At 62.0% G+C, this 17,977-nt stretch carries 15 protein-coding genes; 5 read left to right on the top strand and 10 right to left on the bottom strand.

The window, feature by feature from the left end; genetic code table 11:
* Window positions 1–92 precede the first annotated feature (92 nt).
* The 5 genes from gyrB to rpsT all read right to left on the bottom strand — a co-directional run bounded on the left by gyrB (window position 93) and on the right by rpsT (window position 7,377).
* On the bottom strand, window positions 93–2,510 hold the full coding sequence (gene gyrB, locus ACXAD2_RS11330) for a DNA topoisomerase (ATP-hydrolyzing) subunit B (protein WP_066103516.1): 2,418 nt from the start codon (window positions 2,508–2,510) through the stop codon (window positions 93–95).
* A gap of 79 nt (window positions 2,511–2,589) precedes the next feature.
* Window positions 2,590–3,696 carry a DNA replication/repair protein RecF gene (gene recF / locus ACXAD2_RS11325; protein WP_475169933.1) on the bottom strand — a complete coding sequence of 369 codons (1,107 nt, stop codon included), beginning with the start codon at window positions 3,694–3,696 and terminating at the stop codon, window positions 2,590–2,592.
* Window positions 3,697–3,831: 135 nt separating this feature from the next.
* Window positions 3,832–4,950, bottom strand: a complete 1,119-nt coding sequence (gene dnaN, locus ACXAD2_RS11320; protein WP_066103513.1) for a DNA polymerase III subunit beta — start codon at window positions 4,948–4,950, stop codon at window positions 3,832–3,834.
* A gap of 179 nt (window positions 4,951–5,129) precedes the next feature.
* A complete protein-coding gene (gene dnaA, locus ACXAD2_RS11315) occupies window positions 5,130–6,572 on the bottom strand; it encodes a chromosomal replication initiator protein DnaA (RefSeq protein ID WP_066103511.1) in 1,443 nt (480 codons plus the stop codon).
* Window positions 6,573–7,113: 541 nt separating this feature from the next.
* Window positions 7,114–7,377, bottom strand: coding sequence for a 30S ribosomal protein S20 (rpsT, locus tag ACXAD2_RS11310; RefSeq protein WP_164178428.1), 264 nt, complete (start codon window positions 7,375–7,377; stop codon window positions 7,114–7,116).
* A gap of 275 nt (window positions 7,378–7,652) precedes the next feature.
* Between rpsT and ACXAD2_RS11305 the strand changes: the two genes are divergently transcribed.
* Window positions 7,653–7,835: a hypothetical protein gene (locus ACXAD2_RS11305; RefSeq protein ID WP_066103507.1), complete on the top strand. Its 183-nt coding sequence runs from the start codon at window positions 7,653–7,655 to the stop codon at window positions 7,833–7,835.
* A gap of 56 nt (window positions 7,836–7,891) precedes the next feature.
* Here the strand turns inward: ACXAD2_RS11305 and ACXAD2_RS11300 are convergent, their stop codons facing one another.
* Both ACXAD2_RS11300 and mutM read right to left on the bottom strand, forming a co-directional pair.
* A complete protein-coding gene (locus ACXAD2_RS11300) occupies window positions 7,892–8,668 on the bottom strand; it encodes an enoyl-CoA hydratase (protein WP_066103506.1) in 777 nt (258 codons plus the stop codon).
* Window positions 8,669–8,732: 64 nt separating this feature from the next.
* Complete coding sequence (mutM, locus tag ACXAD2_RS11295; protein ID WP_475169922.1) at window positions 8,733–9,584, bottom strand: bifunctional DNA-formamidopyrimidine glycosylase/DNA-(apurinic or apyrimidinic site) lyase; 852 nt, start codon at window positions 9,582–9,584, stop codon at window positions 8,733–8,735.
* Between the two features lie 81 nt (window positions 9,585–9,665).
* Between mutM and ubiE the strand changes: the two genes are divergently transcribed.
* Both ubiE and ubiB read left to right on the top strand, forming a co-directional pair.
* Window positions 9,666–10,418, top strand: a complete 753-nt coding sequence (gene ubiE / locus ACXAD2_RS11290; protein ID WP_066103502.1) for a bifunctional demethylmenaquinone methyltransferase/2-methoxy-6-polyprenyl-1,4-benzoquinol methylase UbiE — start codon at window positions 9,666–9,668, stop codon at window positions 10,416–10,418.
* 1 nt (window position 10,419) lies between these two features.
* The gene (gene ubiB / locus ACXAD2_RS11285) at window positions 10,420–11,952 is read left to right on the top strand and encodes a 2-polyprenylphenol 6-hydroxylase (RefSeq protein WP_475169918.1); all 1,533 of its coding nucleotides are present in this window, start codon (window positions 10,420–10,422) and stop codon (window positions 11,950–11,952) included.
* A 134-nt stretch (window positions 11,953–12,086) separates the two neighbouring features.
* Here ubiB and ACXAD2_RS11280 read toward each other — a convergent pair whose 3' ends face one another.
* Complete coding sequence (locus ACXAD2_RS11280; protein ID WP_475169916.1) at window positions 12,087–12,755, bottom strand: flagellar hook capping FlgD N-terminal domain-containing protein; 669 nt, start codon at window positions 12,753–12,755, stop codon at window positions 12,087–12,089.
* 28 nt (window positions 12,756–12,783) lie between these two features.
* Entirely contained in the window at window positions 12,784–15,759 is a 2,976-nt protein-coding gene (locus ACXAD2_RS11275) for a flagellar hook-length control protein FliK (RefSeq protein ID WP_475169914.1), read from the bottom strand.
* A 113-nt stretch (window positions 15,760–15,872) separates the two neighbouring features.
* Here ACXAD2_RS11275 and ACXAD2_RS11270 point away from each other — a divergent pair, with 113 nt between their 5' ends.
* Together ACXAD2_RS11270 and ACXAD2_RS11265 are read left to right on the top strand one after the other, a co-directional pair.
* Window positions 15,873–16,091, top strand: a complete 219-nt coding sequence (locus ACXAD2_RS11270) for a hypothetical protein (RefSeq protein ID WP_475169912.1) — start codon at window positions 15,873–15,875, stop codon at window positions 16,089–16,091.
* Window positions 16,088–16,468, top strand: coding sequence for a hypothetical protein (locus tag ACXAD2_RS11265; protein ID WP_475169908.1), 381 nt, complete (start codon window positions 16,088–16,090; stop codon window positions 16,466–16,468). Before ACXAD2_RS11270 ends, ACXAD2_RS11265 begins: the two co-directional genes overlap by 4 nt.
* A gap of 156 nt (window positions 16,469–16,624) precedes the next feature.
* On the opposite strand, the gene ACXAD2_RS11260 is transcribed toward ACXAD2_RS11265, so the two are convergent.
* Entirely contained in the window at window positions 16,625–17,797 is a 1,173-nt protein-coding gene (locus tag ACXAD2_RS11260; RefSeq protein WP_475166089.1) for an IS5 family transposase, read from the bottom strand.
* Window positions 17,798–17,977 lie beyond the last annotated feature (180 nt).

Here is a 17,977-nt window from a genome sequence, read left to right as displayed (position 1 = left end):
CCGGATATGAAAAGCGGCGCGTGGAGGCCCCCACGCGCCGCTTTCTTTTTGCCAATCACTCTGTCGCATGCGGGCCGCCAAGGCCCACCGGATCAGAAGTCGAGGTTCTCCACGCTCAGCGCGTTCTGCTGGATGAAGTCGCGGCGCGGCTCCACCACGTCGCCCATCAGCTTGGTGAAGAGATCGTCGGCCTCGGCCATATCGTCCACCTTCACCTGCAGCAGGGTGCGAGCATCGGGATCGAGCGTCGTCTCCCACAGCTGGCCCGGGTTCATCTCGCCCAGACCCTTATAGCGCTGCAGCGACAGGCCCTTCTCACCCTCCTCGAGAACTGCCTCGAGCAGGCCGAGCGGACCAAAGATCGCCTGACGGCGGTCCTTGCGCTCCAGCGTTGCCGGGGTCTGATAGACCGCCTGCAGCGCATCGGTGAAGCTGCCGGTGCGGCGCGACTCGCCCGAGCGCAGCATCGGGCCGTCGAGCGTGCGGACCTCTTCAACGCCGCGCAGGATACGCGCGAGACGGATGCCGCGATCCTGCGTGATCCGGCCCTGCCAGCCCTTCTCATACTCCAGCGCGATAAGATCGAGCCGCTGCGCCACTTTGTCGGCCACGCCCTGCAGGTCGCTCTCGACCGCGCCGGGCACGAAAGCCCCCGCGATCGCCGCCTGCTCGAGGATGTGGCGCGGGTAATGCGTCGGGAAGGCGTCGAGAACACGCTTGAGCTGCCGCGCCTCTTCGATCACGCGAACGAGGTCTTGCCCGGCGATCACCTCGCCGTTGCCGGTGGTCAGATGCGCGCCGTCGACACCCTGATTGATCAGGTATTCATCAAGCGCGTTCTGGTCCTTCACATAGACCTCGGACTTGCCGCGGGTCACCTTATAGAGCGGCGGCTGCGCGATATAGAGATAGCCACCCTCGATCAGCTCCGGCATCTGCCGGTAGAAGAAGGTCAGCAGCAGCGTCCGGATGTGCGCGCCATCGACGTCGGCGTCGGTCATCAGGATGATCTTGTGATAGCGCAGCTTCTCGATGTTGAACTCGTCGCGGCCAATGCCGGTGCCGAGCGCCATCACCAGGTTGCCGATCTCCTGGCTGCCGAGCATCCGGTCGAAACGCGCGCGCTCGACGTTGAGGATTTTACCCTTCAGCGGCAGGATCGCCTGCGTGCCCCGGTCGCGCCCGGTCTGCGCCGAGCCGCCTGCCGAGTCACCCTCGACGATGAAAAGCTCGGTCTTCGACGGGTCCTTCTCGGAGCAGTCCTTGAGCTTGCCAGCCAGATAGTTCACGTCCATCGCGGTCTTGCGGCGGGTCAGTTCGCGGGCCTTGCGCGCGGCCTCGCGGGCCAGCGCCGCCTCGACGATCTTGCCGACGATCTGCTTGGCTTCATTGGGGTTCTCTTCGAACCACTCGGCCAGACGTTCGTTCATCATCCCCTCGACCGCCGGGCGCACCTCGGAAGAGACCAGCTTGTCCTTGGTCTGCGAGCTGAACTTCGGGTCGGGCACTTTCACCGACAACACGCAGGTCAGACCCTCACGGGCGTCATCGCCGGTGAAAGAGACCTTCTCTTTCTTGGCGATGCCCGAGGACTGCGCGTAGTTGTTGATGGTGCGGGTCAGCGCGCCGCGGAAGCCCGCCACATGGGTGCCGCCGTCGCGCTGCGGGATGTTGTTGGTGAAGGGCAGCACGTTTTCGTGGTAGCTGTCGTTCCACCACATGGCGATCTCGACGCCGATGCCGTCCTTTTCGCCGGTCATATAGATCGGCTCGGGCATCACCGGCTGCTTGGAGCGATCGAGATATTTCACGAACTCCTTCACGCCGCCTTCGTAGTGCAGCTCGGTCTTGAGCGGCTCGGCGGGGCGCTCGTCCTCGAGGATGATGCGCACACCCGAGTTCAGGAAGGCCAGCTCGCGCAGGCGCTTCTCCAGCGTCTCAAAGCTGTACTCGAGGTTGCTGAAGGTGTCGGTCGAGGCAAGGAAGCGCACCTCGGTGCCCTGCTCGCCCTCGGCGTCGCCCACCACGCGCAGATGCTCCACGGTCTCGCCATGGCTGAACTTCGCGTAATGCTCTTTGCCGTTGCGCCAGATCCGCAGCTCGAGCCAGACCGAAAGCGCGTTCACCACGGAAACGCCCACGCCGTGCAGACCGCCCGACACCTTGTAGGAGTTCTGGTCGAACTTACCGCCGGCGTGCAGCTGGGTCATGATGACCTCGGCCGCCGAGACGCCCTCTTCCTGGTGCAGATCGACCGGAATACCGCGGCCGTTGTCGCGCACCGAAACCGAGTTGTCGGCGTGAATCTTCACCCGAACAAAGTCCGCGTGGCCCGCCAGAGCCTCGTCGATGCCGTTGTCCACGACCTCGTAAACCATGTGGTGCAGGCCCGAGCCGTCATCCGTGTCCCCGATGTACATGCCGGGACGCTTACGGACAGCCTCCAAACCCTTGAGAACTTTGATGGAATCCGCGCCGTATTCCTGCGGTGCGCTTGCCGGTTCGGCCATGCCGCGATCCTTCGTGATTTTTGTTGATTTTATACGGTGTTCTGCCGCGATTGTCACGCCGATGACACAAGATTTGGTGTTAAACCGTGCGGTTTTCAACCACCGATTGCCCTTCCCGCTCGGTCACCTCGAGATGCTGCGCCCGCTCTCCCAGTTCCGCGAAAAGCTCCGGCCCCGTGCCCGTCATCCACGCCTGCGCCCCGAGCGCGCAAATCTCGTCATAAAGCGCCGCGCGGCGGCCCGCGTCGAGATGCGCCGCCACCTCGTCGAGCAGCAGGATGGGCGCCGCACCGGTCTCGGCGGCCAGCGCGCGGGCGTTGCTGAGGATGAGCGAGATCAGCAGCGCCTTCTGCTCGCCGGTCGAGCAATCCTCGGCGGGAACCCCCTTGGCGGCAAAGACCCCGCGCAGATCGGCGCGATGCGACCCCACCAGCGTCCGCCCCGCCATCAGATCCCGCGGACGGCTCGCCTCCAGCGCGGCCCGTAGGTCGCTGGCGCTGTCCGGGCAGGGCTGCTCACCGTCGATGAGTTCAAGCTCGGCGGCCGGGAATTGCGTCTCGGCCTCGGCTTGCGCGCCGGCCAGCCGCGCCAGCGCCGCGCGGCGGTTGGCCTGCAGCGCGGCCCCCGCCTCGGCCATCTGCCCCTCGAGCGCGCCGTACCAGAAACCGTCGCGCACCTGATCGCGCAGCAGCCGGTTGCGCTCGCGCATGGCCTTTTCATAGGCGAGGCTCTGCTCGGCGTGGTCAGGGAAAAAGCTCAGCGTCATCCGGTCGAGAAACCGCCGCCGCCCCTCGGGGCCCTCGATCCACAGCCGGTCCATCGACGGGATCAACCACAGCACCCGCGCCATCCGCCCCAGTTGCACCTGCGGCGCGGCTTTGCCGTCGATATGCACCTGCCGCGCCGCGCCCGCCTCCGAGCGGAAGGTGATCTCATGCAGGCTGCCGCCGGTCTGCAGCAGCCCCTCGATCTTCCACCCCAGCGCCTCGGGGCGGCGCACCATCTCCTGCGCCGAGGCCCGGCGCATCCCCCGCCCCGGCGAGAACAGCGAGACCGCCTCGATCAGATTGGTCTTGCCCGCGCCATTGGGGCCATGGATCGCCACGGGCCGCGCGTCGACCTCGACCGACGCATGGTGGTGCGAGCGGAAATGCGAGAGCGTGAGGCGGGTGAGATGGAGGGACATTGGATCGACAGCTTTCGCAGGAAGGCAGGCGCTGCTGAACGTATTTTTGGGACAATGAAGGGCAGAAGCCGCGCCCCTGCCCTTCATTGTTCTTCAAATACGCATAGCGCGACCGAAGGCGGCGCGCGGCGCGGGTCAGACCCGCATCGGCATGACGACATAGACCGCCGACGTGTCGGTGCCTTCGCGCATCAGGGTCGGATCGCCCGAGGAGTTGAACATGAAAACGGCGTTCTCGCGGTCGACCTGGCTGGCGATCTCCAGCAGGTATTTCGCGTTGAAGCCGATCTCCAGCGGCTCGTCACCATAGGCCACGGCCAGCTCTTCCTCAGCAGCACCGCTGTCGGGGGCGTTGACCGAAAGCACGAGGCGGTCTTCATCCAGCTGCAGCTTCACCGCGCGCGAGCGTTCCGACGAGACGGTCGCCACGCGGTCCACCGCCTTGGCGAACTCGCCCGCGTCGACCTCGAGGCGGCGGGTGTTGTTCATCGGGATGACGCGCGAATAATCCGGGAAGGTGCCGTCGATGACCTTGGAGGTCAGCGTGATGTCGGGCGTGGCGAAGCGCACCTTGGTTTCCGAGACCGAGACCGCGATGTCCATATCGTCTTCGTCGAGCAGCTTGCGCAGCTCGCCCACGGTCTTGCGCGGCACGATCACGCCGGGCATCTCTTCGGCGCCCGACGGCAGCGGCGCGTCGATGCGCGCGAGGCGGTGACCGTCGGTGGCGACGCAGCGCAGCACCCGGCCGTCTTCGCTGTCGGTGACATGCATGTAGACGCCGTTGAGGTAATAGCGCGTCTCTTCGGTCGAGATGGCAAACTTCGACTTGTCGAACAGCCGGCGCAGCACTTCGGCCTTGGCGCTGAAGTTCGACGAATATTCCGACGACGCCATCACCGGGAAGTCTTCTTTCGGCAGCGTCGCGAGGCTGAAGTTCGAGCGGCCCGCGGTCACCGTCAGCCGGCCCGCGGCATTGTCCGCAGCGAGTTGCACCAGCGCGCCATCGGGCAGCTTGCGCACGATTTCATGCAGGGTCACCGCCGAGACGGTGGTGGCGCCCGCCTGCTCGACAACCGCGGGGGCGCGGTCGAGCACTTCGATATCGAGATCGGTTGCGCGGAAGCTGGCCGTGTTCCCCTCGGCCTCGATCAGCACGTTCGCAAGGATCGGAATGGTGTTCCGGCGTTCGACCACCGATTGTGCCTGGCTGACTGCCTTGAGCAGCGTCGCCCGTTCTATGCTGACTTTCATCGCCCTGTTCCTCGGTTGGCCGGAGGGGCAGCTTGGCGCAAAACCAGAGCTACTCCAACCTGTTTTGGTGATTGATCAGATAGATTGCCTGCAGCGTCAAGGCCGCGGGGCCGCCCGAAGGCAGCCCCGTTCCCATTTGTGGTCGTGCGGTCTCAGGCTTGGCGCCTCAGGCTGAGGTGTCACGCCTCGAGCGCGCGGCGCAACAGCTCGATGTCATCGGCGATCTGGCTGTCCTGCATGCGCAGTTCCTCAATCCGCTTCACACCATGCATGACCGTGGTGTGGTCGCGCCCGCCGAAACGGCGACCGATCTCGGGCAGCGAGCGCGCGGTCAGCTGCTTGCACAGATACATCGCCACCTGACGCGGGCGGGCGAAGTTGCGCACGCGCTTGGGGCCGATCAGATCGCTGAGGCGGATGTTGTAGTGATCCGCCACCTTGCGCTGGATCTCTTCGATCGAGATCTTGCGGTCCGAGGCGCGCAGCACATCGGCAAGGCAATCCTGCGTCAGCTCCATGGTGATCGGCTGGCCGACCAGCGAGGCGAAGGCGAAGAGCCGGGTCAGCGCGCCTTCGAGCACGCGCACGTTGGTCGAGATGCGATGCGCGAGGAACTCGAGGATACCATCGTCAAGCTGCAGCGAGGGATATTGCTTGCGGTAGGTGTCGACCTTCGACTGCAGAATGCCGAGACGCAGTTCGTAATCCGTCGGGTGCAGGTCGACCACGAGGCCGGACTGCAGGCGCGAGCGGATGCGGTTCTCGAGATCCTTGATCTCATCCGGCGCGCGGTCTGCCGAGATGACGATCTGCTTGTTCTGGTCCACCAGCGCGTTGAACGTGTGGAAGAACTCTTCCTGCGTCGAATCCTTGCCCGCGATGAACTGCACATCATCGACCATCAGCACGTCGACCGAACGGAACAGCTCTTTGAAGTCCATCATGCGGCGCTCGCGCAGAGCCTGCACGAAACGGTACATGAACTGCTCTGCCGACAGATAGAGCACGTTCAGATCCGGGCGGCGGTTGCGCAGTTCCCAGGTGATCGCGTGCATCAGGTGCGTTTTACCAAGACCCACGCCGCCATAGAGGAACAGCGGGTTGAAGGTCACGGTCTCGGCCTCGGCCACGCGGCGCGCGGCGGCATGGGCCAGTTCGTTCGGTTTGCCGACGATGAAATTGTCGAAGGTGAACCGCGCATCCAGCGGCGCGCTCGGCAGCAGATCACTGCCGCCCTGCGCCGCGGCACCTGCGGTGCCCGCCTGCGTGCCTGCATAGCCGCTCGCCTGAGCTTCGGCCTGCACGCTTTGCAGCGCCGGTTCGGGCTTGTTCGCCGCTGCCGGGCGCGGGCTCGGTCGGCCCATGGCCGGACGCGGCGCATTGCTTACCCGGAATTGCAGGCGGCGAACCTGCGAATCCAATGTCGAGATCTGCGACAGCAGCAGGTCTCCGAAATTTTGCGAAACATAGGTGCCGATAAAATTCGTCGGCGCCAGGAAGACCGCCACCCCATCGGCCTCCAGTCCCTTGTATTCTAGGGGTTTGATCCAGGTTCGATAATTGTTTTCCCCGATCGTGCTGCTCAGCCTGTCTTGCAGCGCGCCCCATTGTTCCTGCGTCATGTATCCCCGCTCCGTCTCTTCACCGGTTCTTCTCTGTCCCTCGGGCCACACACACAACTGCCCGACCGAGCCAACCGCAGGGATGCAAGAACTGGCCCCATGCCAAAGGTGGCATGGACCGGGATGAGATACCTCTGTCCCAGTGATTTAGGAACGCAGGAAGACTCCCCGGGATTCCCAGTACCCCGAAGCGACCCCATGACGGTGCCTCAATCACCCATATTACAAATGGACTGGCAGGATGAATTCACCCCGGTTTCGGCGTCTGTGCAGCAGACTGCCGAAGCGACGGAGACGTTCCACGATTCCCGCGGTAGTGTCCCCGATTGCCTGTCCCCCCAGCGACGTGACTCGCCTGATGAAATTACCCCTGTTCCGCGAAGAGCGGCAACCGAACTTCAAACTTAACTCACTGGAATCCGAAAAAAGAATCTAGGGCTCCAAAATCTTGTGTGAGTCACGAAAAAAGGCACCACCAATGGCGATGCCTTTTCGGTCACACACTTTTGAGGTGTGTCATTTCAGTCGGACAGAAATGCCCTTAGCCGAGCGCTTTCACGCGCGACGAAAGACGCGACATTTTGCGTGCAGCGGTGTTCTTGTGGAAGACGCCTTTGGTGACGCCGCGCATCAGCTCGGGCTGTGCGGCGCTCAGTGCGGCGAAGGCTGCGTCCTTGTCGCCCGAAGCGATCGCTTCCTCGACTTTGCGCAGGTAGGTGCGGATGCGCGAACGGCGTGCCTTGTTGACGGCGTAACGCTTTTCGTTCTGACGTGCGCGTTTTTTGGACTGGGGCGTGTTTGCCATGATGAAACGGTCCTTTTCTGTGGCCGATGGGCCTGGTTGTGGCCGACGGCCTGGTCTGAATTTCGGACGCGCAATATCCACCAGACCCGGATCTGTCGTGCCGGACCGATTCTTGCCTTAGCGGGCATCACGCGCATGTAGCCGCGGCGCATACCCCATTTTCCGCCGGTTGCAAAGGGCATTGCCGGAAAACTTGGGGATTGGGCGTGGAATCGGCTAGGATCGGGCTCCCGCGGGGGACCGCGGAGGGTTCTGACTGAAAGGAGGAGTCAGCCATGAACACCATCCAGATCACTCAGGCGGCGCAGGCGCTGTACCGGGCCCACGGCGGCAGGGCCGAAGCCGAGGCTGCCGCGAAGGTGCGTGAAAACGAAGAGAAAGGGGATACGGCGGAGGCCGAGACCTGGCGCGCCATTCAGGCGGCGATCCGGCAGGGGCGCGGCCCGCTTCAGGCCTGATTCCCTCTGACGCCAAAAGTTGCAGCCCGTCCCCGCGGGGACGGGCCACGGAAAGCTTAGCGGTCGCGGAACTGCGGGGTCCGCTTTTCAAGGAAGGCCGACATGCCTTCCTTCTGGTCTTCGGTGGCAAAGAGCGAGTGGAACAGGCGGCGCTCGAACAGCAGCCCCTCGTCCAATGTCGTCTCGAAGGCGCGGTTGACCGCCTGTTTCGCGGCAATCGAGGCCAGCATCGACTTCTCGGCGATCTTGGCTGCGGCGCTTTGGGTCTCTTCCATCAGCTGCTTGACCGGCACGACGCGGCTCACCAGCCCCGAGCGCTCGGCCTCTTCGGCATCCATGAAGCGGCCCGTCAGATGCATGTCCATCGCCTTGGCCTTGCCGACGTAGCGCGGCAGGCGCTGCGTGCCGCCGATCCCGGCGATGACGCCGAGGTTGATCTCGGGCTGGCCGAATTTCGCGGTTTCCGACGCGATGATGAAGTCGCACATCATCGCCAGTTCGCATCCCCCGCCAAGCGCGTAGCCGCTGACCGCGGCAATCACCGGCTTGCGAACCTTCGAGACCGCTTCGGTGGCCGGTTCGAAGAAATCGCCGAGATACATCTCGACGAAGGTTTTTTCCGACATTTCCTTGATGTCGGCCCCGGCGGCGAACGCCTTGGCCGAGCCCGTCAGGATGATGCAGCGCACCTTGTCATTGGCATCCGCCTCGGTCAGCGCCTGCGCAAGCTCGCCAAGAAGCTGGCTGTTGAGCGCATTGAGGGCGTCCGGGCGGTTCAGGGTAATAGTGGCAACGTCGTCGTCTACTTCGACGATAATCGTCTCATAGGCCATGACTTCGGGCTCCCGTCCGTTGGCATTGTCGCGCAGCCTTACCAACTTGACCCCTGCAATCAAGCTATCTTTGGCAGCTCGGACAGTAGAAGGAAGACCGGCCAGACTGCACGATCCTGTGAACGGTGTTTGCGCAACCGGCTGCGCGGCAGGGCTGGCCCTCGCGTCCGTAGACATCGAAGCTGTGCTGAAAATATCCAAGTTCGCCATCGGCTTGGCGATAATCTTTCAGCGAAGAGCCGCCCGCCGCGATGGCCTCGCTCAGCACTTGCCGGATGATCGGCACCAGCGCAGAGATGCGTTTTTCCGAGATTTTATTGACGCGGCGTGAAGGATGGATGCCGGCGCGGAACAAGGCTTCGCAAACATAAATATTGCCCAAACCCGCGACGATCTTTTGATCCAGCAGTGCCGTCTTGATCGGCATGCTGCGGCCCTTCAACGCCGTCACAAGGTGGGATTCGCTGAATTCATTGCCCAGCGGCTCCGGCCCGATCACCGCGAGCAACGGATGCGCCTCGGCGGTCGCGGTTTCCATCAAATCCATTGCGCCGAAACGTCGCGGGTCGTTGAAGGTGATGCGCGCGCCGCTCGCCATCTCAAAGACCACGTGGTCATGCTTTTCCGGTGCCGGGTGCTCATGCACGAATTTGCCCAGCGGATCACCAGAGATCAGCATCCGTCCCGACATGCCAAGGTGGATCAGCAGCGTCTCACCCGTGTCGAGATCGCCCAGGATGTATTTCGACCGCCGCCGCAGCCGCAGCACCCGCGCCCCGGTCAGCCGTTCGGCCATCCGCTCGGGAAAGGGCCAGCGCAGATCGGGGCGGTTCACTTTCGCCTCGGCGATAAGCTCTCCTTCCATCACCGGAGCAAGTCCGGCACGGACGGTTTCCACCTCGGGAAGTTCGGGCATCACGGATCCTTTCGACTGGGCCGCATTGCAGCGCGGCGCGCGGGCTCTATAAGGAGTCTCGGACACAGGACGGCAAGGCCCATGACCAAAGAGACCGGAAAAACCACCCATTTTGGGTTCACCGACATCCCCGAGGAAGAGAAGGCTGGCCGCGTGCGCGGGGTCTTCGGGTCGGTCGCGTCGAAATACGACGTGATGAACGACGCCATGTCTTTCGGCATTCACCGCATCTGGAAGGACGCGATGATGGACTGGCTGGCGCCGCGCCCCGGGCAAAAACTGCTCGATGTGGCGGGCGGCACAGGCGACATCTCGTTCCGCTTCCTCAAGCGCGCGGGCCACGGCCACGCCACGGTCTGCGACCTGACCGAGCCCATGCTGGTCGAGGGCCGCAAGCGCGCCGAGGCGGCCTCTATGGCCGATGAACTCGATTGGGTGGTCGGCGACGCCATGGCGCTGCCCTTCCCCGACAACAGCTTTGACGTCTATACGATCTCCTTCGGCATCCGGAACGTCACCCGCCCGCAAGAGGCGCTGAACGAAGCCTACCGCGTGCTGAAACCCGGTGGCCGCCTGATGGTGCTGGAATTCAGCCAGATCCCCAATGATTTGATGCAGAAGGTCTATGACCTCTATTCGTTCAACATCATTCCGCGCATGGGGCAGGCCATCGCCAACGACCGCGACAGCTATCAGTACCTCGTGGAATCGATCCGCAAGTTCCCCGATCAGGAAACCTTCCTCGGGATGCTGCGCGCGGCGGGCTTCGAGAACGCCAAGTACCGCAACCTGAGCATGGGGATCGCCTGCCTGCATTCGGGCTGGAAGATCTGATATGAAAGGTCCCCACAACATCTGGCGGCTGGTGCGCACCGGCGCCACCTTCGAGCGGACCGGCGCCATGAGCGTGGTGCTCGACGCATTGGACGCGCCGCCGATGCTGCGCGCCGCGTCGAGAATCATCGCCAAGCCGTTCAAATGGCTCGGCTACGAGGGCGACCCCGCGATGCCGCCGGTGACCCGCGCGCTTTCGGCATTGGGACCCGCCTACATCAAATTCGGTCAGGTGCTGTCGACCCGCCCCGACGTGGTGGGCGAGGATTTGGCCAACCAGCTTCGGGTGCTGCAGGACAAGCTGCCGCCCTTCCCCACCGAGGCCGCGAAAACCCAGATTGAAGCCGAGCTTGGCGTCTCGGTCTCCGAGGTTTTCTCGGAGTTCAGTCCGCCCGTCGCAGCCGCCTCCATCGCGCAGGTGCATAAGGCCCGCCTCGCCGAGACCGGCGAAACCGTTGCGGTCAAAGTGCTGCGTCCGGGAATCGAACGCGCCTTCCGCAAGGATATCGACGCTTTCTGGTTGGCCGCCGATGCCATCAACATCCTCTCTCCCGCCTCGCGCCGACTGCGTCCGCGCGATGTAATCGCCCATTTCGAGGGCGTGGTGAACGGCGAGCTGGATCTGCGGCTTGAAAGCGCCTCTGCCAGCGAGTTTGCCGCAAACACCGTGGATGACGAAGGCTTTCAGCTGCCCGAGGTGATCTGGGGCCTGTCGGGCCGCCGGGTGATGACCATGAGCTGGGCCGAGGGCGTGCCGCTTGGCGACAATGCCGCGATCGACGCCGCCGGTCATGACCGCGTCGCGCTGAGTGAGCGCGTGCTGCAGCTGTTCCTCAATCACGCGCTGCGAGACGGGTTTTTCCACGCCGATATGCATCAGGGCAACCTGAAGGTGGCGCCCAATGGCGACATCATCGCCTATGATTTCGGCATCATGGGGCATATCGACGAATACACCCGCCGGGTTTACGCCGAGATCCTTTATGGATTCATTCGCCGCGATTACCGCCGCGTGGCCGAAGTGCATTTCGAGGCGGGCTATGTGCCCGCCGACCGCGACGTCGATGAGTTTGCCCGCGCCCTGCGCGCGGTGGGCGAGCCGATCTTCGGCATGGATTCGACGCGCATTTCCATGGGCCGACTGCTCAACTACCTCTTCGAGGTCACCGAGCGTTTTGGCATGGAAACCCGCACCGAGCTGATCCTGCTGCAGCGCACCATGGTGGTGGTCGAGGGCGTCGCCCGCTCGCTGAACCCGCATATGAACATCTGGAGCGTCGCCCGCCCGGTTGTCGAGCAATACATCAAGACCTCGATCGGCCCGCGCGCCGCGCTGCGCGATTTTGCCAAGACCGCGCGCGTCATGGCCCGTTTCGGTCCCCGTCTGCCCGGCCTGGTGGAAGATGCGCTGGTCCGCCAGACTCAGGGGCTTGCCGACGAGCTTGAATTGAAATGGACCCGGCGCCTCGGATGGGGGATCGCCGGGCTGCTGACCGGTGCCGGCGGCACGTTGATCCTGATGTCCATTCTCTGATCTTGTCTCCGGCCACTGTTCCTCGGTAGCCGGAGACGCCGCGCGGCGCACATGCTCTAACGCTTGGACCTCTACCGCTTGGACTGCTGACGGACCCAGTCCGTAGCCGCCCGAAAGGCCGGTACCGCGCAGGCTCACTCCACTGCGCGCCGCAAGGCTGTCACCTCTGCAACCTCGCGCATCACACCACCGCGCAGCGTCAGAATGTTCACATCATCCTGCCGGGCCACCTCATCGACCCGAATATACGCGCCAACCTCGCGCGTTTCATCAAGGGTATCCTCGCGGTACACCTCCAGTTCGACCTCATAGACCCCCTCCAAAACCGTGTCGCCGGTAAGATCGGTCCCGTCCCAGAGATACGTGTCGGTTCCCGCCTCCAGCGCAATTCGGTTATGGAGCGTACCATCGACACCGCGGATGACCAGTACGCCGCTTTGCGCATCTTCCGGCACGTTTGTGAACAATTCGACAGATGCTCCGTCGAAATAGGCCGCGCCGACCGTTTGCGCCTCCATCCCGATCCAGCCAGCCAGACGCTCGAGACCGCTGCCGGTCGCGATCTGCGTGAGGTTGGACAGAAGTTCGTTTGTCAGAACCTGTTGTTCCACAGTGGAAAAGCTGGCCAATTGCGAAGCATATTCGGTGGCGTCCACCGGATTGAATGGGTCTTGGTTCTGCGCCTGAGTGGTCAGCATCTTGAGGAAGGTCTCAAAATCGCCGCTGAGTGTCGCCGCTTCGGTCGCCTCAACGCCCGCCGCGCCACCGCTGATCTGCGAGAGGTCCGCCGCTGTGATGTCCATCTCTACTCCTTTCCCGCTCCCCAATGGCTCAAAGCCTGAGATCCAACCCATCCGATGCGCGCCGTTGCGATCCCCCGGCCAAGGTGACCGACGGATTCGCCTCTACCGACGCAAGGCGCGGCCCCGCATCGCGCAACTTTTGGGGCGCTGACTGCCGACCCGAACGCCCCCCTGCGAAAGAAAAGCTGCTGCTCTGATAGCCATGCTCCTGAAGGTACCGCGCGAGTTGCTCCGCGTGACGCCGCAGAAGCTCCAGCGTCTCGGGCCGATCAGCGGTGATATGCAAGGTGACCCCTTGGTCGGAATGCTTCACGTTGAAGTTGACCCTGCCAAGCTCTTCCGGCTCGAGTTGCAGTTCGACCTGCCCATCCTCCGCGCCGATGATCGCCTCAGCAAGCTGGCGAATCTGCGGTTGGGTTTTCGGCGCAGGAAGCCCCTCTTTGAAGACCATCTCCCGCGGCTCGGCCTGAACCGGCGCTGATGCAATCCCCCCCGAAACTTCCGAACGCTCCACGGCGCCTTCAACGGTGGAACTGGCAAATAACTCACCTGCAAGAGGCTCCGACGGCATCACCCTTGCCTGAGCCTGCCGATCTGAGTTGGGCGGGATCGCCGCTGCCGAGCGCACGCGGATCGCACCCTCCGGCTTTTCCGCCTCTTTGTGAGGTGTTGGCCGCAAAACGGGGCTCGGTTGCGCGGGCACATGATGTGCCTGTGTCGGAAGAGCTTCCGGACCTCGCGAATTTTCTTTAAATGACAGAGCTTTAACCAGCTTCTCGTCATCTTCAGCGTTTCCCGCAATTGACACTCGGGTCTGTCCCCGCGCACCCAGTTGATCCTTTTGAGGCTTCGAGGGCGCCGGTTTCGACACATAGATGGCTTCGGTTTGTGCACTGCGCACACGGCCTCCTTCGAGCTCGCTTCTTCGGTTCGGTTCCGGGCCAAGGCGTCGTCGCGCCGTAGCGCGCCATAGAGCCGTGTCGTCATCACTTGCATCGGCACTCTGGTGCTGTCCGTCGGCAGGTGCGAACGGGAGGGGTTTGTAGGAGGTCGCGAGCGTTCCATCACTTCGCTGCAGATTCGACAAGGTGTCCGCCGAGCTGAGATTCTCCCGATCCATGGTCGCCCAACTCAAGTCTTGCGAATTGCCCTGCGCATGCGGACGGACGCTCTTTTGTTCCGGTCCAGATGCCGGCACTAGATTTTGCGGAAATCGAAATTGATCTGTCTTCTCCGCCTGTGGGCTGGGTCTGCTTGGCAATGGCTCCGAAACTCCTCGGTGAGTTCCCTCGGTGCCAATCTCAATCCGACCCGCGCTGTCATTTTGCTCTTCATTCCCAACTGGCGCTTGGCGAAGGGCGAGCCGATCAGTGATGGCAGTTCGCCGCAACCGTAGATCCCCGGTCTCGCCATCGACCGAATGCGGCAATACCACTGCGTGGCTCTCGCCATGCGTACCACCCGGTCTGCCGCTTGGTTGTTGAACCTCTGTGCTGGTCCGCGGCACCACTAGCCCCCTCTCCAAAGGTTGGCGAATGGGTCCGATAGACGTTGCAACAACCGAGGTCGCTGCGGACGCAGCGGGGAGAATGACTTCCCCGTCGATCGCAGAGCGCTGATCACCAACGCCCCTATCGGTAATCATGGGGAATCCGGCATCGGAGTTCGGGCCAGTCCAGACGTCTCTTTTCGCCTGTGGCGGCGCAACATCGCCGCTTGCCAATATAGGGCGCGCTTCGTGCCCCTTGACCGTAGGTTCGGTCCAACCGCCGGGCCGCAGTGTGTAATTTTTTTCCGTGCCAAGCGGTTGTGCCGTTTTACCACCAACATCGCTCGCATCACTTTTCGCGGGGAGCGCTATGCCCTTCTCCCAAAAATCTCTTGCCGATGACGCAGTCGAACCATTGTCCGGCTCCGACGCGAGCGACCTTGTCGCTTCCGCACCCTCACCGCTACCGTCGCCGACGCTAAGACCTACGTCCCCCCCCACGTCCGACCTCAACGCCCATGGATAAACCGCTCGCCCTTTTGGGAAACGAACATCTGCCGACCTCACGCTCCTACGGCCGTTCTCCTTCGCCTGACCGTCTTCACGCAGGAGACTCGTCACTTTTTCAGCTTCAGACATCGGTCGCACTGAGAAGCCATCCTCTGCTGCGTCCTGCAAACCTTCCATGGCACCGAAGTCTCGTCTCGCTGGAGGGGGTTCAATCTCCTGTTCATCGTAGGTTTCACTGATAAACACACCTTCAGGCACAGCTTTGCTGTCGCAAGAAGGGTCTCGCCACTCGTTGGAATCAGGAAGAAGAATTTCTGGGGTCTCTTCTTTCGAAATTTGAGTCTCGCTCTCTGTAAGATCCCTATTTCGGGGTTGCCCTTCAGCTGATCGCGGGTCGCCCGACTCGTCAAATTTGAGCAGGACGTTTGCTTCCACCGCCGCTCGGTGAAGTTTCGAGTCCAATTTTCTCCCGCGGAATAATACCGGAAGGTCGCCCGCGCCCTCCCAATTATCGATGGGCAGGCTCATCGACAGCCCTAGCCCGCTTTCTTGAATGAGTAAGTCAAATGGTGACTTGAAATCCGATAAATAAATATCCGCGAGATCGAAGTCACTATTATTCGCCATCGAAAATCTAAATATAATTTCTTCTTTATTTCCACATCCGGAGACACCTCTTGCAAAAATACCTTTCGTAACACCCTCACCATCTCTGAAACTTCTAAATTCAGAGATATTAATATCATCCTCACTCATTGTATCATCACTAGACTGATTCACTTCAATGCTTTGTATTCCCAAGACTTCTCTCAAACCCATCTCAGAAGTGGTCTCGAAAAATGTATCGCCACGCTCAATTTCCGTGAGCACGTCAAAGAACCATTTTCCAACTGAACGATTGCCAAACCTACTCTCCACTTCACTCATCGTATTTGCAGCAGGCAAATTAAGGCCTGAGAGTTGGGAGTGCGAATGAAATTTCGAAAGCCCTGGAAGTATCTTCATACATGAACACTCCAACATTCAGGGTGAAAATATCGCAGGCAACCTAACAATTGATTTACCAAAACCATTTTAAACATCTGCTGCGACATGGCGTTCGATCAAAGGAGAAAAATTTGACCGACATTCCTATGGCTGGCGCAAGCAGCGCCAACGCACTTCTAAACCGCCTCTATGTATCCCAGATGCTTCAATTTTCCGGCGCATTTTCGCCTCGCGGGAACCTTGGAGGTGGCGCTGGCGAGGCCCAATTTTCATCTTATCTTCGCGAGGAATTTGCGGCGCAGATCGCCGATAAGCTACAGATTTTGCCGCCAAATGTGATACGCGAATGACCCAATCCACTTCGCAGCTGGCGCGGCGCAGGGGAACCGCAGCGGGGTTAGAGGCGCTGCTCGGCCTTCTGGACGCCGAACGAGAGGCGATTCTTAAGGGGCGCCTCGACGATCTCGATCAGATTGCGCGCCGCAAAGAGGCGTTGATTTCGCGTCTGGCCCGAAATCCCGAAGCATTGCGTGAGAACCCAAATCTGGCGCCACTTCTGAAGCGCAATCATCGCCTGCTGGAGGCGGCGCTTCAGGGACTTGCCGAAGTGAAAACGCGCATCGGTCGCCCCGCGGCATTGCTCAGCAATATGGAGATCTATGGCCCGTCTGGGCAGAAGACCCGGATCTGTTCCCGCGATGAGCAAACGATTTATCGCAAGTTCTAAAGCTACAAACACGCAAAAGAGCCGGAATCCTCACGGCGTTTAGCGATGCCTTAACAGGCCGCTGAAAAACTCCGCTGGGAGGAACGGTTTCCCTCTACGCGGATGCAGGGGGTGGGCCGGGTCTTGGACAGGTAGGCCCGACGGCGTTTTCGCTTGTCAGGCAGCAAGCAGTTTCGGCAGCCTTGCCAAGTTGCAGGCCGCCATCGTCAGCGTGAAGCGGGCACGCACGCGCTCGATGCCGCGATACATGGTCTGTGCCATGCCTCCGACGGTCTTGGCCCAGCCGAAAGGCTCTTCGATCTTCTTTCTGCGCCGCTGGGATTTGGCATAACCCGGGTGTCGGGTGGTCCGACCGTCGATGGCGGAATGCCGCGACTTCTGCGCGACATGAGGCGTCACCACCATCTGGCGCAACTCGGCGACGAAGTCGGCGCTGTCGTAGCCGCGATCCGCAGCCAAGGTCAGGCGCCGCGTTGATCCAGACGAATGACGGTGGAGCATGTCGATTGCCGCACGGCGTTCGGCGTGACCGTCAGCTTGCGTCAGATCTGCCTGCACGATCAGCCCGGAGCGGTTTTCCATCAGGCTATGTCCCATAAAGCATAATACCGCGCCTGTGCCGGGCGACTTCTTGAACAGCCGGGTCTCGGGATCAGTCATCGACGCGTGGGTTGCGTTCGAGCGTCGTTCACCACGGAAGTCGACTTCGGCGTTGCGGCTGCGGCGTGTGGGGCGGGGCATTGGTTCAGGCTCGGTCGTGGAGTGGTCAGAGGAGGATGGTGGCGATACATGGCCATCTGGCGGATCGCCTGGACCCTCGTCCCCGCCGGACGCAGCCCTTTCCTTCGGCTGGAAGCTCTTCATCGAAGCCCAAGCTTTCACCAATGTGCCGTCCACCGAGAAGTGGTCATCGGACAGCAGCGGTGCCACCTCGCGATGGGCCAGAATGGCGGCCATGATCTTGCGCGACATATCCGTGGTCAGCAGCCGGTCACGGTTCTTCGTGAACACGGTCGGGACCCAGATGGTATCATCGATCCCGAGGCCCACGAACCAGCGGAACAGCAGATTATAGTCCATCTGTTCCATGAGCTGCCGCTCGGACCGGATCGAGTAGAGGATCTGCAGCAGGCTGGCCCGGATCAGCCGTTCCGGTGCGATCGAGGGACGGCCCTCACCGGCGTAGAGCCGATCAAAGTCGGCATCCAGGGAGCGCAGCGCATCGTTGACGACGGCCCGGATCTTGCGCAGCGGGTGTCGTGCCGGAATGCGCTCCTCAAGATCGACATAGCTGAACAGCGATCCCGTCACCTCGTCCGATCCGCGCATCGCCACCTCCGTCATACCGTGCTGGCGATGAATCATGTTCTACGATGCGCGTCGAGACCGGAGTTTTTCAGCAGCCTGTTAAGGACCGCAGGACTAGCGTGTCACAGCATCCCATGTGGATGGCGCAGGGGGACAGGCTCTCCGGCTGCTTCGTCAGAACGACGTCCGAAGGGGCCGCGG

It is taken from the genome of Salipiger sp. ABN3_019 (assembly GCF_056158605.1).
Note: the sequence above shows the minus strand (reverse complement) of the source record. Positions and strands in the feature narration are given on the sequence as shown.